This is a genomic window from Nannocystis pusilla (genome assembly GCF_020073745.1).
Lineage (GTDB): Bacteria > Myxococcota_A > Polyangia > Nannocystales > Nannocystaceae > Nannocystis > Nannocystis radixulma.
The window spans coordinates 94,680-115,835 of the sequence record NZ_JAIRAU010000020.1 but is presented as its reverse complement, the minus strand read 5'-3'; the positions used below and the strand labels follow the sequence as shown (position 1 = coordinate 115,835).

19 protein-coding genes are annotated in these 21,156 nt (G+C 70.6%); 9 read left to right on the top strand and 10 right to left on the bottom strand.

All coding sequences use genetic code 11. From position 1 onward, the window contains the following. Positions 1 to 879: hypothetical protein (locus tag K7C98_RS16630; RefSeq protein WP_224192659.1), on the top strand; the 879-nt coding region annotated here is incomplete at its 5' end. Between the two features lie 344 nt (positions 880 to 1,223). On the opposite strand, the gene K7C98_RS16625 is transcribed toward K7C98_RS16630, so the two are convergent. Beyond that, entirely contained in the window at positions 1,224 to 1,943 is a 720-nt protein-coding gene (locus K7C98_RS16625; protein ID WP_224192658.1) for a Crp/Fnr family transcriptional regulator, read from the bottom strand. 142 nt (positions 1,944 to 2,085) lie between these two features. Between K7C98_RS16625 and K7C98_RS16620 the strand changes: the two genes are divergently transcribed. The 3 genes from K7C98_RS16620 to K7C98_RS16610 all read left to right on the top strand — a co-directional run bounded on the left by K7C98_RS16620 (position 2,086) and on the right by K7C98_RS16610 (position 6,025). Beyond that, positions 2,086 to 3,588, top strand: coding sequence for an HAD-IG family 5'-nucleotidase (locus tag K7C98_RS16620; RefSeq protein ID WP_224192657.1), 1,503 nt, complete (start codon positions 2,086 to 2,088; stop codon positions 3,586 to 3,588). 15 nt (positions 3,589 to 3,603) lie between these two features. Then, complete coding sequence (locus K7C98_RS16615) at positions 3,604 to 4,023, top strand: secondary thiamine-phosphate synthase enzyme YjbQ (protein WP_224192656.1); 420 nt, start codon at positions 3,604 to 3,606, stop codon at positions 4,021 to 4,023. A gap of 736 nt (positions 4,024 to 4,759) precedes the next feature. Then, on the top strand, positions 4,760 to 6,025 hold the full coding sequence (locus K7C98_RS16610; RefSeq protein ID WP_224192655.1) for a sigma-54-dependent Fis family transcriptional regulator: 1,266 nt from the start codon (positions 4,760 to 4,762) through the stop codon (positions 6,023 to 6,025). Positions 6,026 to 6,129: 104 nt separating this feature from the next. On the opposite strand, the gene K7C98_RS16605 is transcribed toward K7C98_RS16610, so the two are convergent. From K7C98_RS16605 to K7C98_RS16565, 9 genes are all read right to left on the bottom strand, one after another. Continuing rightward, positions 6,130 to 6,897: a sterol desaturase family protein gene (locus K7C98_RS16605; RefSeq protein ID WP_224192654.1), complete on the bottom strand. Its 768-nt coding sequence runs from the start codon at positions 6,895 to 6,897 to the stop codon at positions 6,130 to 6,132. Beyond that, a complete protein-coding gene (locus K7C98_RS16600; protein WP_224192653.1) occupies positions 6,894 to 7,268 on the bottom strand; it encodes a hypothetical protein in 375 nt (124 codons plus the stop codon). Before K7C98_RS16600 ends, K7C98_RS16605 begins: the two co-directional genes overlap by 4 nt. 141 nt (positions 7,269 to 7,409) lie before the next feature. Next, on the bottom strand, positions 7,410 to 8,330 hold the full coding sequence (locus K7C98_RS16595) for an N-formylglutamate amidohydrolase (RefSeq protein WP_224192652.1): 921 nt from the start codon (positions 8,328 to 8,330) through the stop codon (positions 7,410 to 7,412). Positions 8,331 to 8,387: 57 nt separating this feature from the next. Next, positions 8,388 to 9,491 carry an LBF_2804 family protein gene (locus K7C98_RS16590; RefSeq protein ID WP_224192651.1) on the bottom strand — a complete coding sequence of 368 codons (1,104 nt, stop codon included), beginning with the start codon at positions 9,489 to 9,491 and terminating at the stop codon, positions 8,388 to 8,390. 366 nt (positions 9,492 to 9,857) lie between these two features. Continuing rightward, on the bottom strand, positions 9,858 to 10,658 hold the full coding sequence (locus K7C98_RS16585; protein WP_224192650.1) for an ABC transporter permease: 801 nt from the start codon (positions 10,656 to 10,658) through the stop codon (positions 9,858 to 9,860). A gap of 153 nt (positions 10,659 to 10,811) precedes the next feature. Then, positions 10,812 to 11,777: an ABC transporter permease gene (locus K7C98_RS16580; RefSeq protein WP_224192649.1), complete on the bottom strand. Its 966-nt coding sequence runs from the start codon at positions 11,775 to 11,777 to the stop codon at positions 10,812 to 10,814. Between the two features lie 6 nt (positions 11,778 to 11,783). Next, complete coding sequence (gene thpR, locus K7C98_RS16575; RefSeq protein WP_224192648.1) at positions 11,784 to 12,329, bottom strand: RNA 2',3'-cyclic phosphodiesterase; 546 nt, start codon at positions 12,327 to 12,329, stop codon at positions 11,784 to 11,786. Positions 12,330 to 12,362: 33 nt separating this feature from the next. Further along, positions 12,363 to 12,932 carry a response regulator transcription factor gene (locus tag K7C98_RS16570; protein ID WP_224192647.1) on the bottom strand — a complete coding sequence of 190 codons (570 nt, stop codon included), beginning with the start codon at positions 12,930 to 12,932 and terminating at the stop codon, positions 12,363 to 12,365. A gap of 66 nt (positions 12,933 to 12,998) precedes the next feature. After that, positions 12,999 to 14,312 (bottom strand): sensor histidine kinase, encoded by a 1,314-nt coding sequence (locus K7C98_RS16565; protein WP_224192646.1) that lies wholly within the window; start codon positions 14,310 to 14,312, stop codon positions 12,999 to 13,001. A gap of 87 nt (positions 14,313 to 14,399) precedes the next feature. Between K7C98_RS16565 and K7C98_RS16560 the strand changes: the two genes are divergently transcribed. From K7C98_RS16560 to K7C98_RS16540, 5 genes are all read left to right on the top strand, one after another. Next, a complete protein-coding gene (locus tag K7C98_RS16560; protein WP_224192645.1) occupies positions 14,400 to 15,383 on the top strand; it encodes a hypothetical protein in 984 nt (327 codons plus the stop codon). A 42-nt stretch (positions 15,384 to 15,425) separates the two neighbouring features. Next, positions 15,426 to 16,598: an SMP-30/gluconolactonase/LRE family protein gene (locus K7C98_RS16555; RefSeq protein ID WP_224192644.1), complete on the top strand. Its 1,173-nt coding sequence runs from the start codon at positions 15,426 to 15,428 to the stop codon at positions 16,596 to 16,598. Positions 16,599 to 16,621: 23 nt separating this feature from the next. After that, positions 16,622 to 17,758, top strand: a complete 1,137-nt coding sequence (locus tag K7C98_RS16550) for a hypothetical protein (RefSeq protein WP_224192643.1) — start codon at positions 16,622 to 16,624, stop codon at positions 17,756 to 17,758. Then, positions 17,758 to 18,909 carry an MYXO-CTERM sorting domain-containing protein gene (locus tag K7C98_RS16545; RefSeq protein WP_224192642.1) on the top strand — a complete coding sequence of 384 codons (1,152 nt, stop codon included), beginning with the start codon at positions 17,758 to 17,760 and terminating at the stop codon, positions 18,907 to 18,909. Before K7C98_RS16550 ends, K7C98_RS16545 begins: the two co-directional genes overlap by 1 nt. Before the next feature lie 617 nt (positions 18,910 to 19,526). Continuing rightward, complete coding sequence (locus K7C98_RS16540; RefSeq protein ID WP_224192641.1) at positions 19,527 to 21,062, top strand: prealbumin-like fold domain-containing protein; 1,536 nt, start codon at positions 19,527 to 19,529, stop codon at positions 21,060 to 21,062. Positions 21,063 to 21,156 lie beyond the last annotated feature (94 nt).

The following is a 21,156-nucleotide window of genomic DNA, read 5'->3' as shown; positions in this document are numbered from 1 at the left end:
GGCGGCGGTGGCCTCGGCGACCTCGTGATCGCCGATCTCAAGGGTCGCACCGTCTACCTCCTGGTCGAGGACCGCGAGAGCATGGCTGCGCGCGAGTCGTCGGCGATGAGCCGGGCCATGGCTCGCTGGATCTACCCCGACAACGTCTCGGGCTTCGCCATCGGCGACGCCGAGGGATTTGGCCTGCTCGCCTCGAAGATCGAGGAGTTCGTCGGCCCCATGCGGCCCGAGCTGCGGCTCCCGCTCTACATCGACTTCGAGGGTGCAGCCACCAAGACCTTCAAGTTGCCCAAAGGCCATGTCGGGATCGTCGTCCTCGACCCCACCGGCGCGGTGGTCTTTCGCCACAGCGGCAAGATGGAGCCCGCCGAGATAGAGAAGCTCCGCGGCTTGCTCGGTGCGAGCGTCCCCCCGCCGACGCCCGCGCCCGCGTTCAAGGTCGGAGAGCTCGACAACGCCGCCTGCGCCGGCCGCACTTGCGCCCTGGTGTTCCTCGGCGGCCCGGTCGCGCGCAAGGACATCCCCGGCGGCAAGCAAGGGTTCGACGGCGGCACTGACGAGAGCGTGAAACAGTTCGCCAAGCCCGACGTACGCCTCGCCGGCATCGTCGTCGACAGCGACGCGAAGCTCGACCCCGGCGAGGTCAGCGCCCTGCTCGTCGGCCAGATCGACGGCGCCGAGCTCAAGCGGTGGAAGACGGCCCCCGACGGCCCCGAGGCCCGCGCCGCCTTTCAGATCCCCGCCGGCGAGGCGGCACTCATCGTCCTCGACCCGCAGGGCAACATCGCCATGCGCGAGCTCGGCCGCGTGCCGATGTACAAGTTCGGCGTCCTTTCGGAGTTCATCGGCGTCGAGCTCAGCGACCGCGACGAGCCCTGAGCGTGGTCCGACGCGAGCGTCGAGAACAGACGCACGAGTCCCTGCACGCACCATCCGGGCGACTGCTCGGCTCCCGGCCCTTCGCTGAGTCCGGAGACATGTTTGAAAGGACATGCCCTCTCGACCAGAGAGACGGACGGGTCGCTCCCGCCTGCGGCCCACGCTCCAAGCGCGCCGCCCGGCGAGCGGGTCCGGCGCTCCGCGGTCTCGTCGTCCGTCGACGGCGAGGTTCACCCGCTCCGGCGCGCCATCCTCTGTGGACTCGCGGAGCCTGCCCGGGCACGAAAACCTGTTCGGCGGCGGCCCCGCCGGAGCCGCTCGGCAGTCCGCGGAGGAACCGCTCCCTAGCAGAGCGCCGCGAGACCTTCGAGGTCGACGAGCACGACTGTACGTCCCAGCAAGTTCACGAGGTTGCGCTTGCGAAAGCTCGCCAACGCCAGGGAAATTGTCTCGCGCGTCGACCCGATCAGGTTGGCCATCTCCTGATGCGTGATCTTGAGGTCGACCTTGATCCCATCCTCGGTCTCGTGGCCGTATTCGCGGCCGAGCTCGAGCAGGAGCGCCGCCAGCTTGGCGTGGACATCCCGAAACACGAAGTGCTCGAGCCTGGTCTCGGCGCTGCGCCGCCGTTGCGCCAACACCTGGGCGAAGCGAAACGCGAGCACCGGATCGGCGAAGATGAGGTCGCGCAGCGCTTCTCGCGGCAATAGCGCCACGATCGCGTTCTTCATCGCTTCCGCCATCTCCTCGCGCGGCGCGCCCGCGAACACGCAAAGCTCGCCGAAGAACGCCCCCGGGCCGTGATAATCGAGGGTCAGCTCCTTGCCGTCGCGCGACACCTTGCTGCACTTGACCCGCCCGCCCTGCAGGAAGAACACGTGCTCGCCGGGGTCGCCGGGCAGGTACACGATCTGCCGCCGGCGAAATTCCCTGATCTCGACCACCGCGGCGAGCGCCCTCAGGCGCTCGCTGGCGACGCCCTCGAACAGCGGGATCTTGCGCAGGTACCAGAGCACGCGGCGCTCGTCCCTGGGCGGAGCAGGCTCCTTGGCGGCTTGATGCATGCGCGCTCTCGCTACCTCCTAAGCTACGAGGCTTTGCGGATCCGCGCAATCCGGGAAACGCCCCGCCACCAGCGGCCTGCGCTGCTACCCTGAACGTCCCCCCATGTCGATCGCCAGCGGGCTCCCGTCTCCCATCCGCAGAGTGCTTCAAGAGGGCGAGCTCGTCCTCGAGGCCCCCTTTACCCGCCGGATCTTCACCAACCGTGACCTCGCCTTCGATCAGATCGGCGTCATCGGCTTCGACATGGACTACACCCTCGCGCTCTACCGGCAGGACGAGCTCGAGGCGTTGTCGATCCGCTGCACACTCGACAAGTTGATAGCGCGCGGCTACCCGGAGGCGCTGCGCGACATGCAAGCCGATCCCGCCTTCGCTATCCGCGGCCTCGTCGTCGACAAGACCTACGGCAACATCATCAAGATGGACCGGCACGGCTACGTGGGTCGCGCCTACCACGGCAAACACCTGCTGCCGAAGCCGACCCGCAAGGCCCTCTATCGCGCCCAGCGCCTCGGCACCGAGCGCGAGCGGTTCGCCCCCGTCGATACCCTGTTCGCGCTGCCGGAAGTCACCATGTACGCCGAGGTCGTCGACCGCATCGACCAGCGGCCCGACCTTTGGCCGGCCGGACCGCCGACCTACGCTCAGGCGTGGAACGACGTCCGCGAGTGCATCGACCAGGCCCACCAGGACGGCTCGCTCAAAGATCTGATCCAGGCCGACCTGCCGCGCTACTTCCAGCTCGACCCGGAGCTCGGACCCACGCTCCACAAGTTCCGCTCGGCCGGCAAACGCCTGTTCCTCCTCACCAACAGCCTCCTGCCGTACACCGAGTCCGTGCTCGGCTATGTCCTCGGCGGGCAGCTGTCGGCCTACGCCACCTGGCGCGACTACTTCGATTGGGTCGTGGTCGGCGCGCGCAAGCCGGAGTTCTTCACCGGCAACCAGCCGTTCCAGGAGCTCGACGCAACCGCGAACCCGCTCGGACGTCCCACCGGTGAACCCCGCCGCGGGCGGATCTACAACGGCGGCAACCAGCTCGGGCTGCAAGCCGCGCTCGGCGTCCATCCCGACGAGGTGCTCTACGTCGGCGACCACATCTACGGCGACATCGTGCGCAGCAAGAAGAGCTCCGGCTGGCGCACAGCGCTGGTCGTCGAGGACCTCGAGCACGAGCTGGGCATCCGCCGCGACCGCCATATCGCCCTCAAGGAGATCGAGCAGCTCTCGTCTCTCCGGATCTCCCTCGCCGACGAGCTCTCGGCCCAGCGCTATCTGTCGCGCCTGCTCGCGCGCATGATCCCCGACGACCTCGTCCGCCAGGGCGTCACCCCCGAGGCCGCCGAGAGTCTGCTGGCCGACACGCGCATCCAGGTCCGCCGCCGCTTCGACCGCCTCCGCAAATACGAGGAGGAAATGGCCGCCACCCTGGAGCGCCGGATCGCCGACGTCGACGAGGCCTTCAACCCCTACTGGGGCTCGGTGTTCGCCGCCCGGCGCGACTCGAGCCGCTTCGGCGCCCAGGTCGAGAGCTACGCCTGCATCTACACCAGCCGCGTCACCAACTTCCGCTACGTCTCCCCGACCCGCTACTTCCACTCGCCACACGGCTCGATGCCCCACTGGCACTCGTCCGCCAAGTGAGCGACCCTCGCGGGCATGAAGTCGTACCGCGAAGAGCTGTGGTTTCAAACCGACAACCGCCGCGCCTACCTCAACATCACCGCCCAGGTGGAGGCCGCCGTGCGCAAGAGCGCCGTTCGTGAGGGCCTCTGCCTCGTCAACGCGATGCACATCACCGCGAGCGTGTACATCAACGACGACGAGCCGGGCCTGCTGCAAGACTACGACGATTTCCTCGAGCGCCTGGCCCCTCACGCGCCCACCAGCCACTACCGTCACAATCGTACCGGCGAGGATAACGGCGACGCCCACATCAAGCGCCAGCTGATGGGCCGGGAAGTGGTGGTGGCCATCACCGATGGGAAACTCGACTTCGGCCCGTGGGAGCAGATCTTCTACGCCGAGTTCGACGGCCGCCGGCGCAAGCGCGCGCTGATCAAGATCATCGGTGAGTGACGCGCCCGCGCCGCCGCGTACTCGGCGGCCGGTCGGCTTCACCCAGCTCTCACGCCCGCGGGAGGCTCCCCCCCATACCGCCTGGCGCTCGCATGTCGAGCTGCTGGCCGCGCACGTCGTGACCGTGTGCCGCGCAGGATACGGCACTCGCAGCGCTGTCCCTGCACGGGGCGGACAGGCCTGGCGCGGGCCCCGGACCGCGTTCACGGCCCTGTGAATCGTCTCGCTCACGCACGCCAGAGTATCTCATCGTCCGCCTCCTGCCAGCCGCTCGATTCGTGCGTCCTCACCAACCACAGTTGGATCTACACAATCCAACTTGGCGACCACCCAATAAAGTCGCCTGAATTTAAATCATGGCATGACATGACGGCCTCGATTAGATTCGCGCCATGAATCACGCTCGACCGGTCCCCGGGCTTTCGCCTCAATTCATATCTCAGACCTGGTCCGTCGGGGCCGCGTCGTCGCAACCGTCGCGCTCGTCGCCGTGCTCGCGGCCGGCCTCGCCATGAGCTGTCCTTGAAGGTATGTCACCCCCCAACCCAAGTGGGTGCCCTCCTCGGCGGCTGCCCAACCCGCGTTGGTCCCCCCCTTGGAGCGGGCCCAGGAGCCCTCGCAACCAGTATTGGCCGTTGGCAGGCTTCGTGCAGCGGCCCTCGCCCGACCAGGAGCCCCGCGCATGACCCCGACCTGTCCCGCTGCTGCCTCGCCCACCCGAGATCTCGCCACCGCCATGAATCATTTGAATGTCCTTCAGGACATGTCTCTTGCATCCACCGAACGGATCGTCCAGCGAATCGTGCTACGCATCATTGCCGGACCGGAGGCGGGGCGTACACTCACCCATGAGTTCGAACTCGCCGGGCCCGCGCTCCGCGGCGGTCGAAGCGAGCTGTGTGACCTCGTCCTCCGCGATCCGCGGGCCAGCGACGTGCACTTCGAACTGGTCCCCCAACGAGGCGCGCTAGTCGTGCGCGACCTCGACAGCGCCAGCGGCGTGCTCGTCGGCGACCTGCGCGTCCGCGAGGCCTGGCTGGCCCCGGGAACCGGCTTTTGCGTCGGCGGCACCCACCTCGAGCTGGTCGCGCTCGACGTTCTCGACGTGCCGCTGCTTCCCTTCTGTCACCTCGGCGAGCTCGATGGCCACTGCCCGGCGATGCGACTGCTGTTTGCTCGCCTGACGACGCTGGCCGGCCGCCCGGGGCGGGGTCACGGGCTGTTCTCCGGCGAGGCGGGGACAGGCAAGGCCCTCGCCGCGCGCAGCCTCCACCTCCTGGGCCCCGAGCGCGACGCCGCCTTCGTCGCCGTCGACCTGCGCCGGCTCCCGGCCGATCAGGTCGACCTCGAGCTGTTCGGCACGGCCACACGCCGCGGGCGTCTCGCCGAGGCCAGCGGCGGCACGCTGCTCGTCCATGCGCTCGACGAGCTCTCGCCGGCGAGCCAGGCAGCCCTCGACCGAGCGATCGCCACCGCACCGGTGCGCCTGCTGGCCACCACCCGGCGCGACCTGCAGGGCCTGACCGCGGCCGGCCTGTTCGACCCCGACCTGTGCGCCCGCTTGAGCGGCTTCCACATCGTGCTCGCCCCCCTGCGCGACCGCGGCCGCGACGTAGTCTTTCTCGCCGAGCGCCTACTCGCGCGCCTCGCCGCCGACGGACGCAGCCGCACCCTGTCGGCCGACGCAATCGCAGCCATGCGGGAGTACCCGTGGCCCGGCAACGTCCGCGAGCTCGAGTTCGTCGTCGAACGCGCCCGGCTGGCCGCGCAGCGTGGGACGATCGAGCGCGCCGACCTCGGTCTCGGTCGCGACCTCGACCCGAACCTCGCCCGGGTCGCCGCGCTGATGCGCAGCACCCACGACGAGGCGGTCGCCGGCTTCGAGACGTTGTACTTCCGCCATCAGCTCTGCTCCCACCGCACGAAGACCGGGGCCGCGCGCGCCGCCGGCATGACCGGCGAGGGATTTCGCCTGGCGTGCCGTCGCGTCCGGGTGTTCTGACGCCATGCATTCCCCACGACGACAGCCCGGACGGTTCGACGGCGACGATGCTGGCCCTCACGGGGGCGACGGCGCGGCTGCCCCCCACCGCCGCGGCGCGAGGATCAGTCGCGCCGGAATGGCCGCACGAGCTGCGCCAGATAGCGCCGCGGCCACGGCTGCGTCAAGCCGAGCGGGTACGTCTCCGGACCGCTCGGTCGATGATACGTCCCGAAGATCAGGTCGAGGTACGGCGCCAGATTGGCGAAGTTGTGCCGCATCCGCTCGACGCAGGCGTGATGCCAGTGATGGAGCTCCGGGGCACCGAGCACGATGCCGAGCGGACCGAGCGGCAATCGCACGTTCGCGTGGATCAGGATCGCCCACAACCCCCGGAACGCCGCCAACCCGCCGAGCGCCGCAAACGGCAGCCCGAGCGCGATACCTGGCAGATTCACGCACATCTGCGTCACGATGCCGTCGAACGGGTGCTCGCGGTGCGCCGCCACCCAGTCGAGCTCCTCGGCGCTGTGATGAACCGCGTGGAACCGCCACAGCGGCCCCCACGAATGGCACGCGCGATGGAACCAGTACGTCAATAGATCGCCCAGCACCAGCGCCAGCACCACCTGCCCCCACAGCGGTAGACTCATCGACCATGTCCGAAGGGCCAGGGGCCACACCCCGGCCAGCGCATGGTCGATCGTCGCCAACGTCGCCACCGCGACCGCCGAGAACACCAGGTATTGGCCGAGGAAGAACGACGCGTCGATCCACAGTTCTCGCCGCAGCGCCGCCTGGTGCGGACGGGCCGGGAACACCCGCTCCAGCGGTGCGAAGATCAGCAGCAGCAGCCCCGCGCTGGAAGCTGTCCCGAGGAGCAGGTCGATCACCGCGGCGCCACCTGCTGGGGCGGCGGCTGCGGCGCTTGCTGCTGGACGACCGGCTCCCTGGCGGGCGGCGGCGGGGGTTTGTCATGCTCGATGAACACCCCCGCCTTCGAGGCCGGGAAGTAGTTCTTGCCGACCTCGATGGTGCCGGGCTCGTGCTTCTCCGGCGCCTTTTCGGAATTCCCTTCCGACGCCGGTCCCGGGGGCGGGGCCTGCACGACCGGCGCTGCGACCGGCTCGGCCTCGGGAGCCTTCTTCGCCGAGGGGGCCGGCGCTGGCTGCTGCGGGGGCGGCGAGGCCGGCCCGTCACAGCCCGTCATGCCACCTGCCCGCAAGACCAGGAACGCCGCCAGGCCGGCCGACGACACGAGCACTGCGGCCCGCAGGGCGCTTCGAGCGACACTGACACCGGAGGGATCGCCGTGCTGCATCCCCCCGACCGTCGCACATTCGCGACCGCGTGTCTCGCCGCGAGTCGCCGCCGGCTCTCGCCCCCGGGCGCCCCCGCGCCGGCCTCAGTGGAACTGCCCCGCGAGCGCCCGCGACAGCGCGGCAGCCAGCGGCCGAGTCATCCGTTCGACGTTCGCGGGGCTGATCGGCGACTCTCCGAACGGCACGAACGGATCGGCGAGCAGCCCGCGATTGAGCTCGACGCACAGCACCTGACCCGGGTAGGCCCGCGCGTATTGATAGCCCATCGTCGCCGGATGGAGCTTGTAGGTCGCGTTCTCGCGCGCGTCGACGTTGATCGCCGCGTACTCGGCCTGCACCGCCCCCACCAGCTCGCGCGACGACCACATCGTGCCCTCGGCGTCGGCGCAGATCAGATCGACCGCCGGTCTCTCGGGCCATGTCTCGTAGATCTCGGGCTCGTACGCCCGGCGCAACGCGGTCACGATCTCGCCGTCGATCCGGTCGATGCCCACCGACCTCGGCGCGTACGAATGCAGTTGCAGCACCAGCCCGCCCGCGCCGCACAGCCGGCGATAGGCCCGCTCGGTCAGCGCGTGGTAGCTGGCGTGCAGCTCGCCGAGCAGCGCCTGGTCGCCCGGCTCCTCGATGTACGCGGCGACCGCCGGGGTCAACCCGTCGACCACGACCCCTTGCTTCGAGCCGGCCACCACGCGGTTGCAGTCGATGAAGGTCCGCGGCACCAGGCAGCGCAGCACCAGCGAGCCGAAGCCCTGGGCCGCCAGCTCCTCGGCGAGCCACTGTGCGCATTCCGGAGTGCCGATGTCGGTATTGACATAGAAGAACGCCTCGAGGTTGTCCGGCAGCGCCCCTGTCAGCCGAGCCCGCGTCGCCTCATAATCAGCGGTTCGGGTCGCTCCGTGCGGCAGCTCGACCAGCAGGGTCGGCGCGCCGGGTCGCGGCGGCCTGTACGCGACCTCGCAAACGCCAGGAACGTCGACGAAATCCTCGAATCTGCTCGGCATCGCGCTGCAGCTTGCCAACCCGGTCCGGAGCTGTCGACCGGCTCCGCTGATGCAGACTCACGCGGGCGCCAGTTGACGCGTCAGCAGCGCCTCGAGCCCTGCCCCCCGGACGAAGTCGCGGCACATCACCCGGACCTCGGCGACGGAGAAGCGAAACACGCCCCGCTCCGCGAGCTCGCGGATCCGTCGCCGCTCGCGCCAGGAGATCTGGCCGTCGAGCACGAACCCGATCACGATCAACAGCACCGCCGCCCGGCGCAACCGCTCCGGCGCGGCTTCGAGGCGTCCGAGATAGTCCTCGAGCGAGCCCTGGCTCGGTTCGACGGCGATCGCGTAGCGCTCGATCAGCGCCTTCGTCAGCGCGAAGTGGTTCTGATGGAAGTCGCGCTTGCTCACCGCGATGAAGCGGAACGTGTCGTACAGCAGGGCCTTGTCCTCGGCGCGCGACGCCAGGTCGGCAGGCAGACGCACGCACAGGTGCTCGATGAGCTTCTGGCCCATGATGATCACCTTGGCCTCGTGCAGCACCGAGTGGGTGCACCAGGCATTGATCGCCATGTAGATCGGCATCCCGGCGAAGTCGAGCACCTCGCGCACCGCGAAGCGTCCGAGCAGCCGCTGGACCGCGTAGCGCAGGATCTTGCTGCCGAGCCACCCCTTGAGGCGCAGCAGCAGGTTGACCAGGAACAGCAGCCACGGATTGACGCCGAGGAACGGGTCGATGCCGTACTGCAGGAGCCCGCGGTGCTTGTTCTCGAGGCCGATGTCGATGAGGGTTCCGGCGACCTCGGCCTTGTTGTGCGGCCCGAGCAGCCCGGTCGCCGCCGCGATCTCGTGCACGCCCCACAAGTTGAGCAGCACCAGCGCGTAGATCTCGATCACCATGAGGAGCAGGCCCCACAGCGTCTCCGCCCACGGGAGCGCCACCTCGCTGCCGAACAGGGTCGTCGTGACCGTCGGGAACAGCTCCGGCGCGCTGTACACCGGCATGAAGTACAGCAAAAACCCGACCACGCTCATCGCCGCCGCGCTGGTCACGGCCACCCGGTGCGTCCGCCGGACCGCCGCGAGCTCCGCGTCGCTGAGCAGGTGCAACTGGCCGTCACTGGCGATCGCGCGCACGGGCAGGCGGTCGAAGAATCGGCGGAACAACGCGCTCATGTCGTCCGTCCTCCACTATCACGGCGCGGCGCTCGTTCGCTAGCTCGTCACGTCCGCGCGCGACCGCAGCCACCGCCCCGCCTCGCCCGCCCCGTCCCCCACCACGCAGCCGCGCAACACCTCGAGCACCGCAACCGGATCGCCGCCGCAGGGCCCGGAGGTTCAGGCGGAATTGACCTCGACGACCGCCCATCCCCGGCCCTCGATCGCCACGACATGTCCCAAAGACCATGTGGCCCGCGCGGCCGAGCGCGCCGGACCACCTCCGCTGATTTACCGACGACTCGCCGCCAGCCGCGCCCCTGCGCACGACGCCGACGAGCGCCCGCGGCATCCCGCTGGCGGGGAGACGCCGGGGGCCCGGGTTCATCCGACCGATCGACGCCACCGGTCGGCGAGGACCTGCGCGCACAGCACGAGCAGGGCCAGCGGCGCGCTGGCCGCCAGGGTCGGCCACCACACCCCGCGCGCCAGCTCGCTGCCGCTGCGCGCCAGCAGCTTCCCCCAGCTCGGCAGCTCCGGCGCGCTCGCGCCGAGATAGGCCAGCAGCGCCTCGACCTTGACCGCGTGGGCGAACAGGACCACCAGCGCGGACAGCAGCACCGGTCGCAGCGCCGGGACCACGTGCCAGCCGATCTGGTGGAAGGTGCCCGCGCCCATCGCCTGCGCCGCGCGGTAGTAGTCGGCCGCGCGCAACCGCTGCCCCTCCGCACGAGCGGCCCGGAACACCCCCGTCCACTGCGTCGCCGCGATCGCCAGCACCACCGTCGCCACACCTGGCCCGAGAGCCAGGGCCACCGCCAGCAGCGCGACGACCGGCGGGACCGCGGCGAACGCGTCGGTCGCCCCCGACAGCAGCCGATCGGTCCACCCGCCCCGCAGCCCCGCCCACGCGCCGAGCACCCCGCCGACGCTGACCGCACCGAGCGCCCCGCCCCCGCCCGCGACCAGCGACACCCGGGCGCCCTGCAACGCCTGGGCCCACAGGTCGTAGCCGAGCGCGTCGGTACCGAGCCACGCGCCTGTCCCCGGGGACATGTACGGCCGCCCCACCGGAACGTCCCACGCCTGGGCCCACAACCCGGCCGCCGCCCCGAGCGCCAGCACGACGAAGCCGCCGATCCCGCCCAGCGCCAGCCACCCCAGGCGGCCGAGCGCCGGTCTCACCGCCCCCCTCCGGGCGGGCGCAACCCGACCTGTCCCGCGAGACATCCGTGCCCGACCTGCCTCATCGCCCGCCTCCGCCGACCCCAACATGCCCATGAAGACATGCCCGAGCCGCCATCTCAAAACATGCCACGCGCGCCACGACCACCCGCCTCACGTGACGTCCCCTCGCCGCACCCGCGGGTCGACCAGCCACACCACGCCGTCGCACAGCGCCTGTCCGACGATCGTCACCGCCGCGGTGGCCACCGCGATCGCCTGCACGAGCGCCGCGTCGGCCTCGTGGATGGCGGCGACGAGCAGGGCCCCGAGGCCGGGGATGTTGAACAGCTCCTCGATCACCACGCTGCCGACCACCACGTGCGCCAGCCGCTGGCCGATCCGGGCCACGATCGGCCCGACGGCCGCGCGCAGCACGTGCCGCGCGACCCGTCGCTCCGGCACGCCCCGCGCGCGCAGCCCGTCGAGGTGCGGGGCCGCCAGCTCGCGCTCGAACACCGCCCGGTAGTGGCGCACGTCCGGCCCCCACTGGAGCAGCGCCCACACCAGCGCCGGCAGCACCACGTAGGCGAGCGGGCTCGTGCCCGCGCCGCCGAGCGGCCAGCCGAGCACGGGGAACCATCCGAGGCGGTGCGCCAGCAGGTGCTGCGCCAGCGCCACCACGATCACGCTCGACGTGCTGATCACCAGCGTCGACAGCCCGAGCAGCGCGCGATCGAACCTGCGCCGGCGCGCGGCGGCCAGCCCGCCGGCGATCGCCGCCGCCGTCCCGAGCAGCCAGCCCGGCAGCGCGTAGGCCAGCGTCGGGACCAGCGCTTGGAGCATCAGCTGGCCGGCCGGCGCGCCGCGGGCGTGGCTGGTCCCGAAGTCGAAGGTCATGGCCCTTGCGACATGTTCCAGGAGACGTGTCCCGACAGGCAGGTCGAGCCCCATCGCCGCGCGCAGGGCCGTCAGCGCCTCCGGGCTGGCGCCGCGGCCGAGGCGCAGCGCGGCAGGGTCGGCCAGCCACTCGAAGGTCGCGAACACCAGCGTCGCCACCAGCGCCAGGCTGGCCGCCGCGACCACCAGGCGCCGCAGCAGGGCCAGCCAGGGGGGCGACGCGGAGGGCCACGCGAACATGGTCGTTCAGACAGGTCGCAACGGGAACCCGGCCTCGACGCGGTAGGCCGAGCCGCGGTGTGTCTTGACGCTCGAGTACAGCAGCACGCGCTCGACCGGGAACTGCTCGGTACGGACCAGCGCGTGCTCGGCGAGGTAGACCATCACGTCCTCGACCGTGCAGTCGCCGACCCGGGCGATCGTCACGTGGGGCGCGAACTTGCGCGGGTCGGGCTGGAGGTCCGGGACCTTGCGCAGGCAGGCGTCGACCTTGTGCTTGAGTGCCACCACCGGGCCCGGGTCAGCGATCCCCGCCCACACCGACGTCGGCAGGCCGCGGGGCGGGAACACGCCCATGCCCTTGAGTCCGAGCATGAACGACGGGCTGTCGAGCTCCTGCAGCGCGTCGACGATCTCGCGGTGGACCCGGCCGTCGACCTCGCCGATGAAGCGCAGCGTGAGGTGGAACTTGTCGGCCCCCTCCCAGCGAGCGTCGGGCAGGCCGTAACACATCATCTCGAGGTGGTCGTCGACCCCGGGTGGCAGATCGATCCCGACGAACAGGCGCGGCACCCGACGACTATAGCGCGAATGGCCGCCGCCGGCTCACGGCGCCTCGGGCGGCTCGTGGTTGGGGCGCCCGCGGGCCAGCTTGCGCTGCAGGCTGCGGCGGTGCATCCCCAGCCGCCGCGCCGCCTCCGACACGTTGCCGTTGCAGTCGGTGAGCACTTGCTGCAGGTGCTCCCACTCGAGCTCGTCGAGCGGCTTGGCCGCGTGCGGGCTCGGCGGTTCGACGATGACCGGCTCCACGCGCTCGAACGCTCGCAAGATCTCGTCGGGCTCGGCCGGCTTGGTCAGGTAGTAGGTCGCCCCGAGCTTGATCGCCTCGATCGCCGAGGCGATGCTGCCGAACCCCGTCAGCACCACGATCGCCATCGTCGGGTCGAGCTTCCGCAGCGCCGCCACCAGCTCGAGCCCGCCGCGGCCCGGCATGCGCAGATCGACCACCGCCCGGTCCGGCGCCCACGCCTCCGCCTCGGCCATCGCGTCGTCGAAGTTGTGGGCCACGATCGCGGCGCAGCCGCGGCGGCGCAGCGAGCCGGCCAGGGCGGCGCAGAACGGCTTGTCGTCGTCGACCACGAGCACGGTGCTGTGGCTGTCCTCTGCCTCCGACATGGCGCGCTCCTCCGCGCCAAGCATCCCGCGGCAGTGACGTCGCGGCAAGTCTGCGCCGGTGCGGGGTCAGCCGCCGCGACCGTCGGTCGCACCCTCACGCAGGGCCTCGCGCAGCGGAAACCGCACGGTCGTCGTGGTCCCGCGGCCGTGCTCCGACTCGAGCTCGATCGTTCCGCCGAGCTTGCGCAGGTGCGCCCGGGCCAGGAACAGCCCCAGCCCCATCCCCTTGCCCTCCGGCTTCGTCGAGAAGAACGGGTCGAACGCGGCCGTGACCGCCTCCGGCGGCATGCCGACCCCGTCGTCGCGCACGCGCAGCAGCGCGTGGTCCGCCGTCGCGTCGATCGCCACCCGCACCCCTTTGCTGCCCGGCTTGGCGCGGCAGGCGTCGACCGCGTTGGTGCCCACCGCGCGCATGATCTGCAGCACCACTTCTTGCGGCTGGGTCGTCGTCGCCGTCGCCCCGGCCGCCGACGTCTCGACCGTCACCTCGCTGCCGAGCGAGCGCAACTCGTCGCCGAGCTCGGCCAACAGCCACGGCTCGGCCGAAGCGGCGAGGCTGCCGACGCGCAGCTCCGGCGACGACATCTGCTGCAGGATGTGCTTGCAGCGCGCCAGCTCGTGCCGGATCGTCTGCATCGCCTCGTCGCGCTCGCGCGGCTCCATCACCTGCAGGTCGGCCACCAGCACGCCGATGGTCGCCAGCGGCGAGCCCAGCTCGTGGGCCGCGCCGGCAGCCAGAGTCCCGAGCGCGGCCAGCTGGCGGTCCTGCTGGGCCGTCATGCGCAGCCGCTCGAGCTCGGCGCGCTGACGCGCCAGCGACAGGGCGATGCGGTGCACGAAGTAGATCACGAACGCCGCGGAGATCCCGAACGCGACCCACATGCCGCGGATGTGGCCGAGGAAGTGCTCCTCGTGCCCGGGCGGGCCGACCGGCGCCGGCCCGAGCACGAACAGGCTGGCGAAGCCGAGCAGGCACGCCCCGCCGATCGCCCACGCCCAGCCCGGCGACAGCTGGATCGCCAGCGTCATCGGCACGAAGTACATCGTCGTGAACGCGTTCGACACCCCGCCCGAGAGCGCCAGCAGGGCCGTCATCGCCGCCGCGTCGAGCAGCAGGTGAGTGCCCGCGATCGTCATGGTCGCGCGCCCGCGCGACAGCACCCGGCGCGACACCACCAGGTTGGCGACCGCCATGATCACCACGACGATGCTGGTTCCGATCGGCTCCGGCGGCGGCGGGAACCACGACACGATCTGGCGGAACAGCGTCGGCCGGACCGCCTGCAGCGTCCAGCCGAGCGCGATGAGGGCGAGCATCACCCAGCGGGCCACCACGAACAGCCGCAGCGTGATCTGGACCGAGCTCGTCAGCCTCTGCATCGCGCGACGATGCCACAAAAGTCGCGCCGCGCCCCCGCGCCCCCGCCGTTGCGACCGCCGGTCGCGCCGGTATGGTACCGTGCCGCCATGCGCCGCGCCGCCTTGACCTTTTTTGTATTCGGCCTCTCCGCCTGCCCGCAAGCCCCCGGCGACGACGCCACCTGGGAGATCGTCGAGAAGGGCCTGCCCGGCTCGCTGATGAGCGTGTGGGGCCGCGGCGCCGACGACGTGTGGATCGTCGGCGCCGACGCCGGCAGCGGCCCGGCCGTCAAGCACTGGGACGGCGCCGCCTGGTCCGAGCTCGACGCCGGCAGCCCCGGGCACCTGTGGTGGGTCAGCGGTCTGGGCGACGGCGTGTGGATGTCGGGCGACGCCGGGCGCGTCCTCCGATATGACCGCAACGACATGTCCTCCAAGACATGGGCCATGCCGACCACCGAGCGCCTGTACGGGGTGTTCCCGCTGGCCGAGGACGACGTGTGGGCGTGCGGCAGCGACGAGCAGAACACGGCCGGCGTGATCTGGCGCTATGACGGCGATGTCTGGGCTGCGCCGGCAGACCTCACGCCGGAGTTGATGGCCGGCTTCGCCTGTTTCAAGATCTGGGGATCCGGTCCCGACGATCTGTGGTTCGTCGGCTACGGCGGGGTCGTCCTCCGCTACCAGGGCGGCACCTGGAGCCGCATCGAACTGCCCGCCGACCGCCCGCTGTTCACCGTGCACGGCGCAGGCGGCGACGTGTTCGCCGTCGGCGGTGCGGTGTCGGGCTACATCGTCGAGCTGGGCGACGCCGGGGCCCGCGACGTCACGCCGAAGGGGGAGGTCCCGCAGTTCGCGGGGATCTACGCGGGCGAATCCGCGACGGTCGCGGCCGGCCTCGAGGGCGCGATCTGGCAGCGAGGGGATGACGGCGTCTGGACCGAGATCGAGGCTGCCCCGACCACCCCGCTGGAGTACCATGCCGTCTACGTCGACCCCGACGGCGGGATCTGGGCCGTGGGCGGCCGGATCTACACCGGCAACCTGAGCGACGGACTGCTCACCCATTACGGCCCCCCGCTCCCGCAGTGAATGCTTACACCTGCCCTAAAACCCCAGCTCGGTAATTACACGATGACGCGCAGCCAACCCCTCCTCTCGCTCCTCGCAGTCGTCGCCCTCGCGTCCGCATGTGACAGCGACGGCCCTCCGCCCTGCCCCGCCACCGTCGGCACGATCTGCACCTGGGCGGGCAACGGCGAGGCCGGCTTCAACGGCGACGACGAGCCCCTGTCCGAGGCCCGCCTGTACTGGCCGGTCGACGTCACGATCACCAGCGGCGGCGAGTTCTACATCCTCGACTGGAACAACCATCAGGTCCGCCTGCTCACCGAGGAGGGCAACCTCAAGACGGTGATCGGCACCGACTTCGTCGGCGACGGCCCGTTCGACCTGTCCGACCTGACGCCGCCCGGCACCGCCGGCACCAACATCAACCTCAACCATCCGACGCAGCTCCTCGAGGAGGCGAGCGGCACGCTCCTGTTGGTCTCGTGGCACAACCACAAGATCCGCCGCTACGACCCGAAGACCGGCAAGGTGGTCGTGATCTGCGGGCGCGGGGCCGGCTACGCCGGCGACGGCGGCCCCATCGACGACCCGATGGCGCGGCTCAACCAGCCCTCGGGCGGCGTGCTCGACGAGGACGGCAACCTCTACCTGCTCGACCAGCGCAACCAGCGGATCCGCCTGCTCTCGGCCGACGGCTCGATGCTCAGCACCGTCGCCGGCTCCGGCGAGATGGGCTACGCCGGCGACGGCGGCGCGCCGATGGCGGCGCAGTTCCACTTCCCGCCGGGCAGCAACCCCCCGCCGGCCGGCACGCTCGCGCGCGACAGCAAGGGCCGGCTCTACGTCGCCGACACCCTCAACCACGCGATCCGCCGCATCGACTTCGCCGCCGACACCATCGAGACGGTGGCCGGCACCGGCGAGGCCGGCTACGGCGGCGACGACGGCCCCGGCACCGCGGCCAAGCTCAACAACCCGCGCGACATCGAGATCGGCCCCGACGGCCGGCTCTACATCGCCGACGAGCTCAACCACCGCGTCCGCGCCCTCGACGTCGAGTCGGGCGTCATCACCACCGTGGCCGGCAACGGCCGCGCCGAGTACTCCGGCGACCGCGGCCCGGCCGTCGACGCCGGCCTCAACCGCCCGACCGGCGTCGCCTTCGACGCCGACGGCACCCTCTACATCAGCGACAGCCACAACCACCGCGTCCGCAGCGTGGTCCTCGCCAAGTAACTTAAGCACAGGAACTTAAAGCCATGTCCATCAAGACCACCGCCCCCCTGCTGTCGCTCGCGGCCCTGGCCTTCGCGGCGACCTCCGCCTGCGACCGCGGCGACGAGCGCTGCGTACCTGGCCCCGGCACGATCTGCACCTACGTCGGCACCGGCGAGGCCGGCCTCAACGATGACGGCCTCGACCGCGAGGACACCCAGCTCTACCTCCCGCAGGACCTCACCTTCGCGGCCGACGGCCTGGCCTACGTGCTCGACTGGAACAACCACCGCATCATCACCGTCGGGCCTGACGACACGGTGACGCAGGTGGTCGGCACCGGCGAGCTCGGCGACGCGCCCGACGGCGAGGCGCAGTACACCAACCTCAATCATCCGACCCACCTGAGCAACTCGCCGACCGGCACGCTCATCATCTCGGCCTGGCACAACTCGAAGATCATCGAGTTCGACCCCAAGCGGGGCACGCTGACGACGATCTGCGGCAACGGCATGCGCAGCTACGGCGGCGACGGCGGCCCGGCCAAGGACGCGATCCTCGACCTCCCGGTCGCCACCGCGTTCGACGCCCAGGGCAACATGTACATCACCGACCAGGCCAACCAGCGGATCCGCAAGGTCGGCACGGACCACGTCATCGACACCTTCGTCGGCAACGGCATGGCCGGCTTCACCGGCGACGACGGCCCGGCCTCCGCGGCCCAGATCAAGCTCCCGGGCGGTCAGTCGGCCCCGCCGGCCGGGCGCCTGGCGATCGACGGCGCCGGCAACATCTTCCTCGCCGACTCCGGCAACCACCGGATCCGCAAGATCGACCCCGACGGCATCATCACCACCTACGCCGGCAACGGCGACCCGACCTTCGGCGGCGACGGCGGCCCGGCGCTCAAGGCCTCGCTGTCGCGCCCCAGCGACATCGACCTCGACCCCGACGGCAACCTCTACATCGCCGACACCGACAACTCCTGCGTGCGCAAGGTCGACACCAAGGGCGTCATCACCACCGTCGCCGGCCAGTGCGGCAGCCCCGGCTACGGCGGCGACGGCGGCCGCGCCGCCGCGGCCCTGCTCGATCGCCCGTACGGCGTCGAGTTCGAGGACGGCTTGCTCTACATCGCCGACACCCACAACCACCGGATCCGCGTCGTCGGCCTCGAGTGATGCCTGTCCTTCGGGACATCCTCGTCGGCGCCGCGCTGACCGTCGCACATCTCTGGGCCCTGTCGCCGCGCCTCGCATGGGCCGGCGACAACGGCCTGCCGCGAACCGAGGTGCAGCACAAGGGCGAGGCCTGCCTGACCCGGGTCGACCGCAGCGTCGACCCGGTCGTCCACCTCGAGTACACGATCCCGCTCGTCGACGTGTGCCTGACCGAGGACGAGCCGGCGGACAGCCGCACGCACCAGTTCGTCGCCTTCTGCCGCGACGCGCTACCGTTCACGATCCCGCCGTGGATCACCTGGGCCGACGTCGACTCGAGCCTGGCCGCCGACCCCGAGATCCCCGAGCCCGTCACTTCGGAACAGGTCCTCGAGGACAGCCCGGCCTTCGCCGACTGCTGGTGGCCGATCACCAGCGCCGCCGAGCGCCGCGCGATCACCTGCGAGGCTGCGCGCCCCGGCGTCGACTGGGACACCTCCGCGCTCGCGCCCGGCGCCTACGTCGTCGCCGGCTACACCTACATGCCGTGGCTCAACCGCTGGACCCCGCGCCGCGGCGTCTACCGCGTGCACGACGGCGACCCCGACGCCGCCCCGCCGGCCGCGGCGCTGTTCACCCGCATGGTCGACGTGTGGCACGGCCAGCCGATCCACCTCGCGGCCTGCGTCGACGCGCCCGCGGGCTCGACGTGGAAGCTCGAGTTCGCGGTCAGCCCCGACGCGCCCGAGCCCGAGCTCGACTGGCAGCCGCTGCTCCCGATCGCGCCGGTCGACGGCAGTGATCTCGACATCACGTTCGACGTCCCCGAGGAGCACGCCGGCGTGCGCCTCACCGTGCGCCTCGTCGTCGAGGACCCGGAGGGCCGCACCATCGTCGCCCACATGCCCGCCCCCGGCACGGTGATGATGCGCAAGGAGACCGGCGTGAGCGGCAGCGGCGACGAGCCGAGCGACTTCGACTTCTGCCGCGACAACCCGGCCGCCGACGACCCGCCCCACTGCGCGAGCGCGGGCGAGCCCGACTCGACCGGCGACACGGCGGCGCCGCCGCCCGGAAGAGACGGCTGCGCCTGCAGCTCGGCGCCCCGTCCTGGCCTCGCGCTGCTCGGCCTCCTCGTCCCTCTCGCGCGGCGCCGACGACGCCGCTCGTGACGCCGCCGCGCCGGGCGGCGACGCAGCGCATGTCCTCAGGAGCAGGTGCTGCGACGCGGATCGCACTCGCGTCGCGTTCGCACTCGCAACATTTGCCGGAGCCGCGCGACCGCGACGTCGACACGCACTGAGCTCGACGATCGCCTGTGGCCGTCCTCGCCGGCGCCGCGCTGGTCGAGACCGAGGGACTCGACATCGAGTTCGACCTCGGACCGTATGCGCCGACAGTCCTGACTGTGCGGCTTCTCGCCGAGGACCCACAGGCGCTCACCGCCGTCATTCGCAATCTCCTCGCCCGAGCTGTCCGACCCACGGAGTTGCGGCGAATTCGTCCACCTGCGCCGTCGTACAGGCGCGCAACGGTGCGAGGGCGCTGCAGGGCCGGCGCGTGGACGCGGTCCCCGACCGAAAGGCGAGCGCGATCAAAAGGTTGGCGAGGTCCTCGTGCGTTGGTTCTCACCGTACGTCGGACAGCGCTGGCGTGCTTCTGGCTTTGGCACAAGCTGCTCCTGTGCGTCGCCATCGAGGGGAATCCCTTCGGGAGACCCACTGACCACGTTGAGAACTACGACACTCGACCACTGCAGAGCCATGAGCTCTGGGAGGGTACATTGATCATGTCCAGGACGAACGCAGCCTATTCATTCGTACGGAGACACCGGCTCCTATCAGTCAGCGTCGGCACGCTCGTGCTCTGCGCTCACGCTGTCGCATTCGGGCTCACCGGCAGCAAATTCGAGATCGACGGCAACCAGATCGAGGATCCTGCACTGCCCATCAGCATCGACTGGCGGCCCTCCACGAACTCGCCGCTCGCCGATCTGATCCAGAATGTCGACTGCGGGCTACCCGGGGCCCACCCCGGCTGTTCGGGCAGCAAGGACGACGCCTTCAAGGGCGGCGTGAAGGAGGCCGACAAGGTGGCCTTCGCCTTTCCAGGCATCCCCCCGAAGGACGACCTGACGCGCCTCATGGTCTACACCGAGCTGCCCGGCGCGGGCCAACCCGACGTGTTCCTGAACCTCGCCTTCGAGCGGCAGTCGCCCTCGACCCTGAACGGCGACGCCAACATCGACTTCGAGATCAATCATGACAAAGTGCTGCCGGGGAACGACGTGCCGGTGCGTAAGGTGGGTGATGCGCTCGTGGCCTTCAACTACTCGTCGGGCGGCGGCACCAGCACGATCTACCTGATGCGATGGATCGACTCGGCCGCCCCGGGCGCCAAGTGTGCCATCACCGGCAACGATCAGCAGAACCGGTGCTGGGGCGCGTGCCAGCGCATCCTCGCCGAGGATCCCACCGAGCCGCTCGAGCCGAACTGCGATCCTGAACCGAACCCGAACCCGAACCCGGTGGCCTCGGCGAGAGTCAACACCGGCCCGCTCGCGGCCAACGCGACGGCCCCGTTCGACGGGTCGTCTCTCGGCCCGGCGCTCCAGGCGCTCCAGTTCGGCGAGATGAGCATCAATCTGTCGGACGCGGGCCTCCTCACCGGCTGCGACGCGTTCAGCTCCGGACACATCAAGAGCCGCGCGTCGACATCGATCAACTCCCAGCTCAAGGACATCATCAAGCCGGTGGACCTCAACATTTCGCTCTGCAAGACGATCAAGATCGTCAAGACCGACGACGACACTCCGGGCAACCCGCTGCCCGGCGCCAAGTTCTCGATCTACAAGAACGTCGGGACGACCGGCAACGCGTTGAGCTGCACCAGGGCCGAGGACGTGGATGGTAAGGTGGCGGTCGGCAACTGCACGACCGGGCCGGACGGCACGTGCTCCGTCCCCGGCCTCCCCGCGGACGAGTATTGCGTGTTCGAGACGGAGGCGCCGCCTGGATACGATCTGGCCAGCCCGCAGATTCAATGGGTCGACGCCACGGGCGTGGCGCCCCTGTTCACCGTGAACTTCATCGACCCGCGCCAGCACAAGGTGTTCGTGTACGTCTGCCACGAGGGAACGGACACGCTGCACCCGAGTACCTACAAGCTCGACAATTCGGCGGAGTTCGACACGCTCGCGGCGTCTGACCTACCCAATCCCGCGCTCGAGACGCTGCTGTGCAGCCTGCTGGACGGTGACACGGGTTATAGGCACGGAACGACGGTGAAGGATCTTACCGTCAATATCCCCGCGACCGGCCATTGATGCCGCTCGCTCGCAGCCCCGGGCCGCTCGCACTCGTCCTGGCTCGCTGTGCAGCCAGCACTGCGGCGCTGTCACACGGCTCGTCGGCCATGTC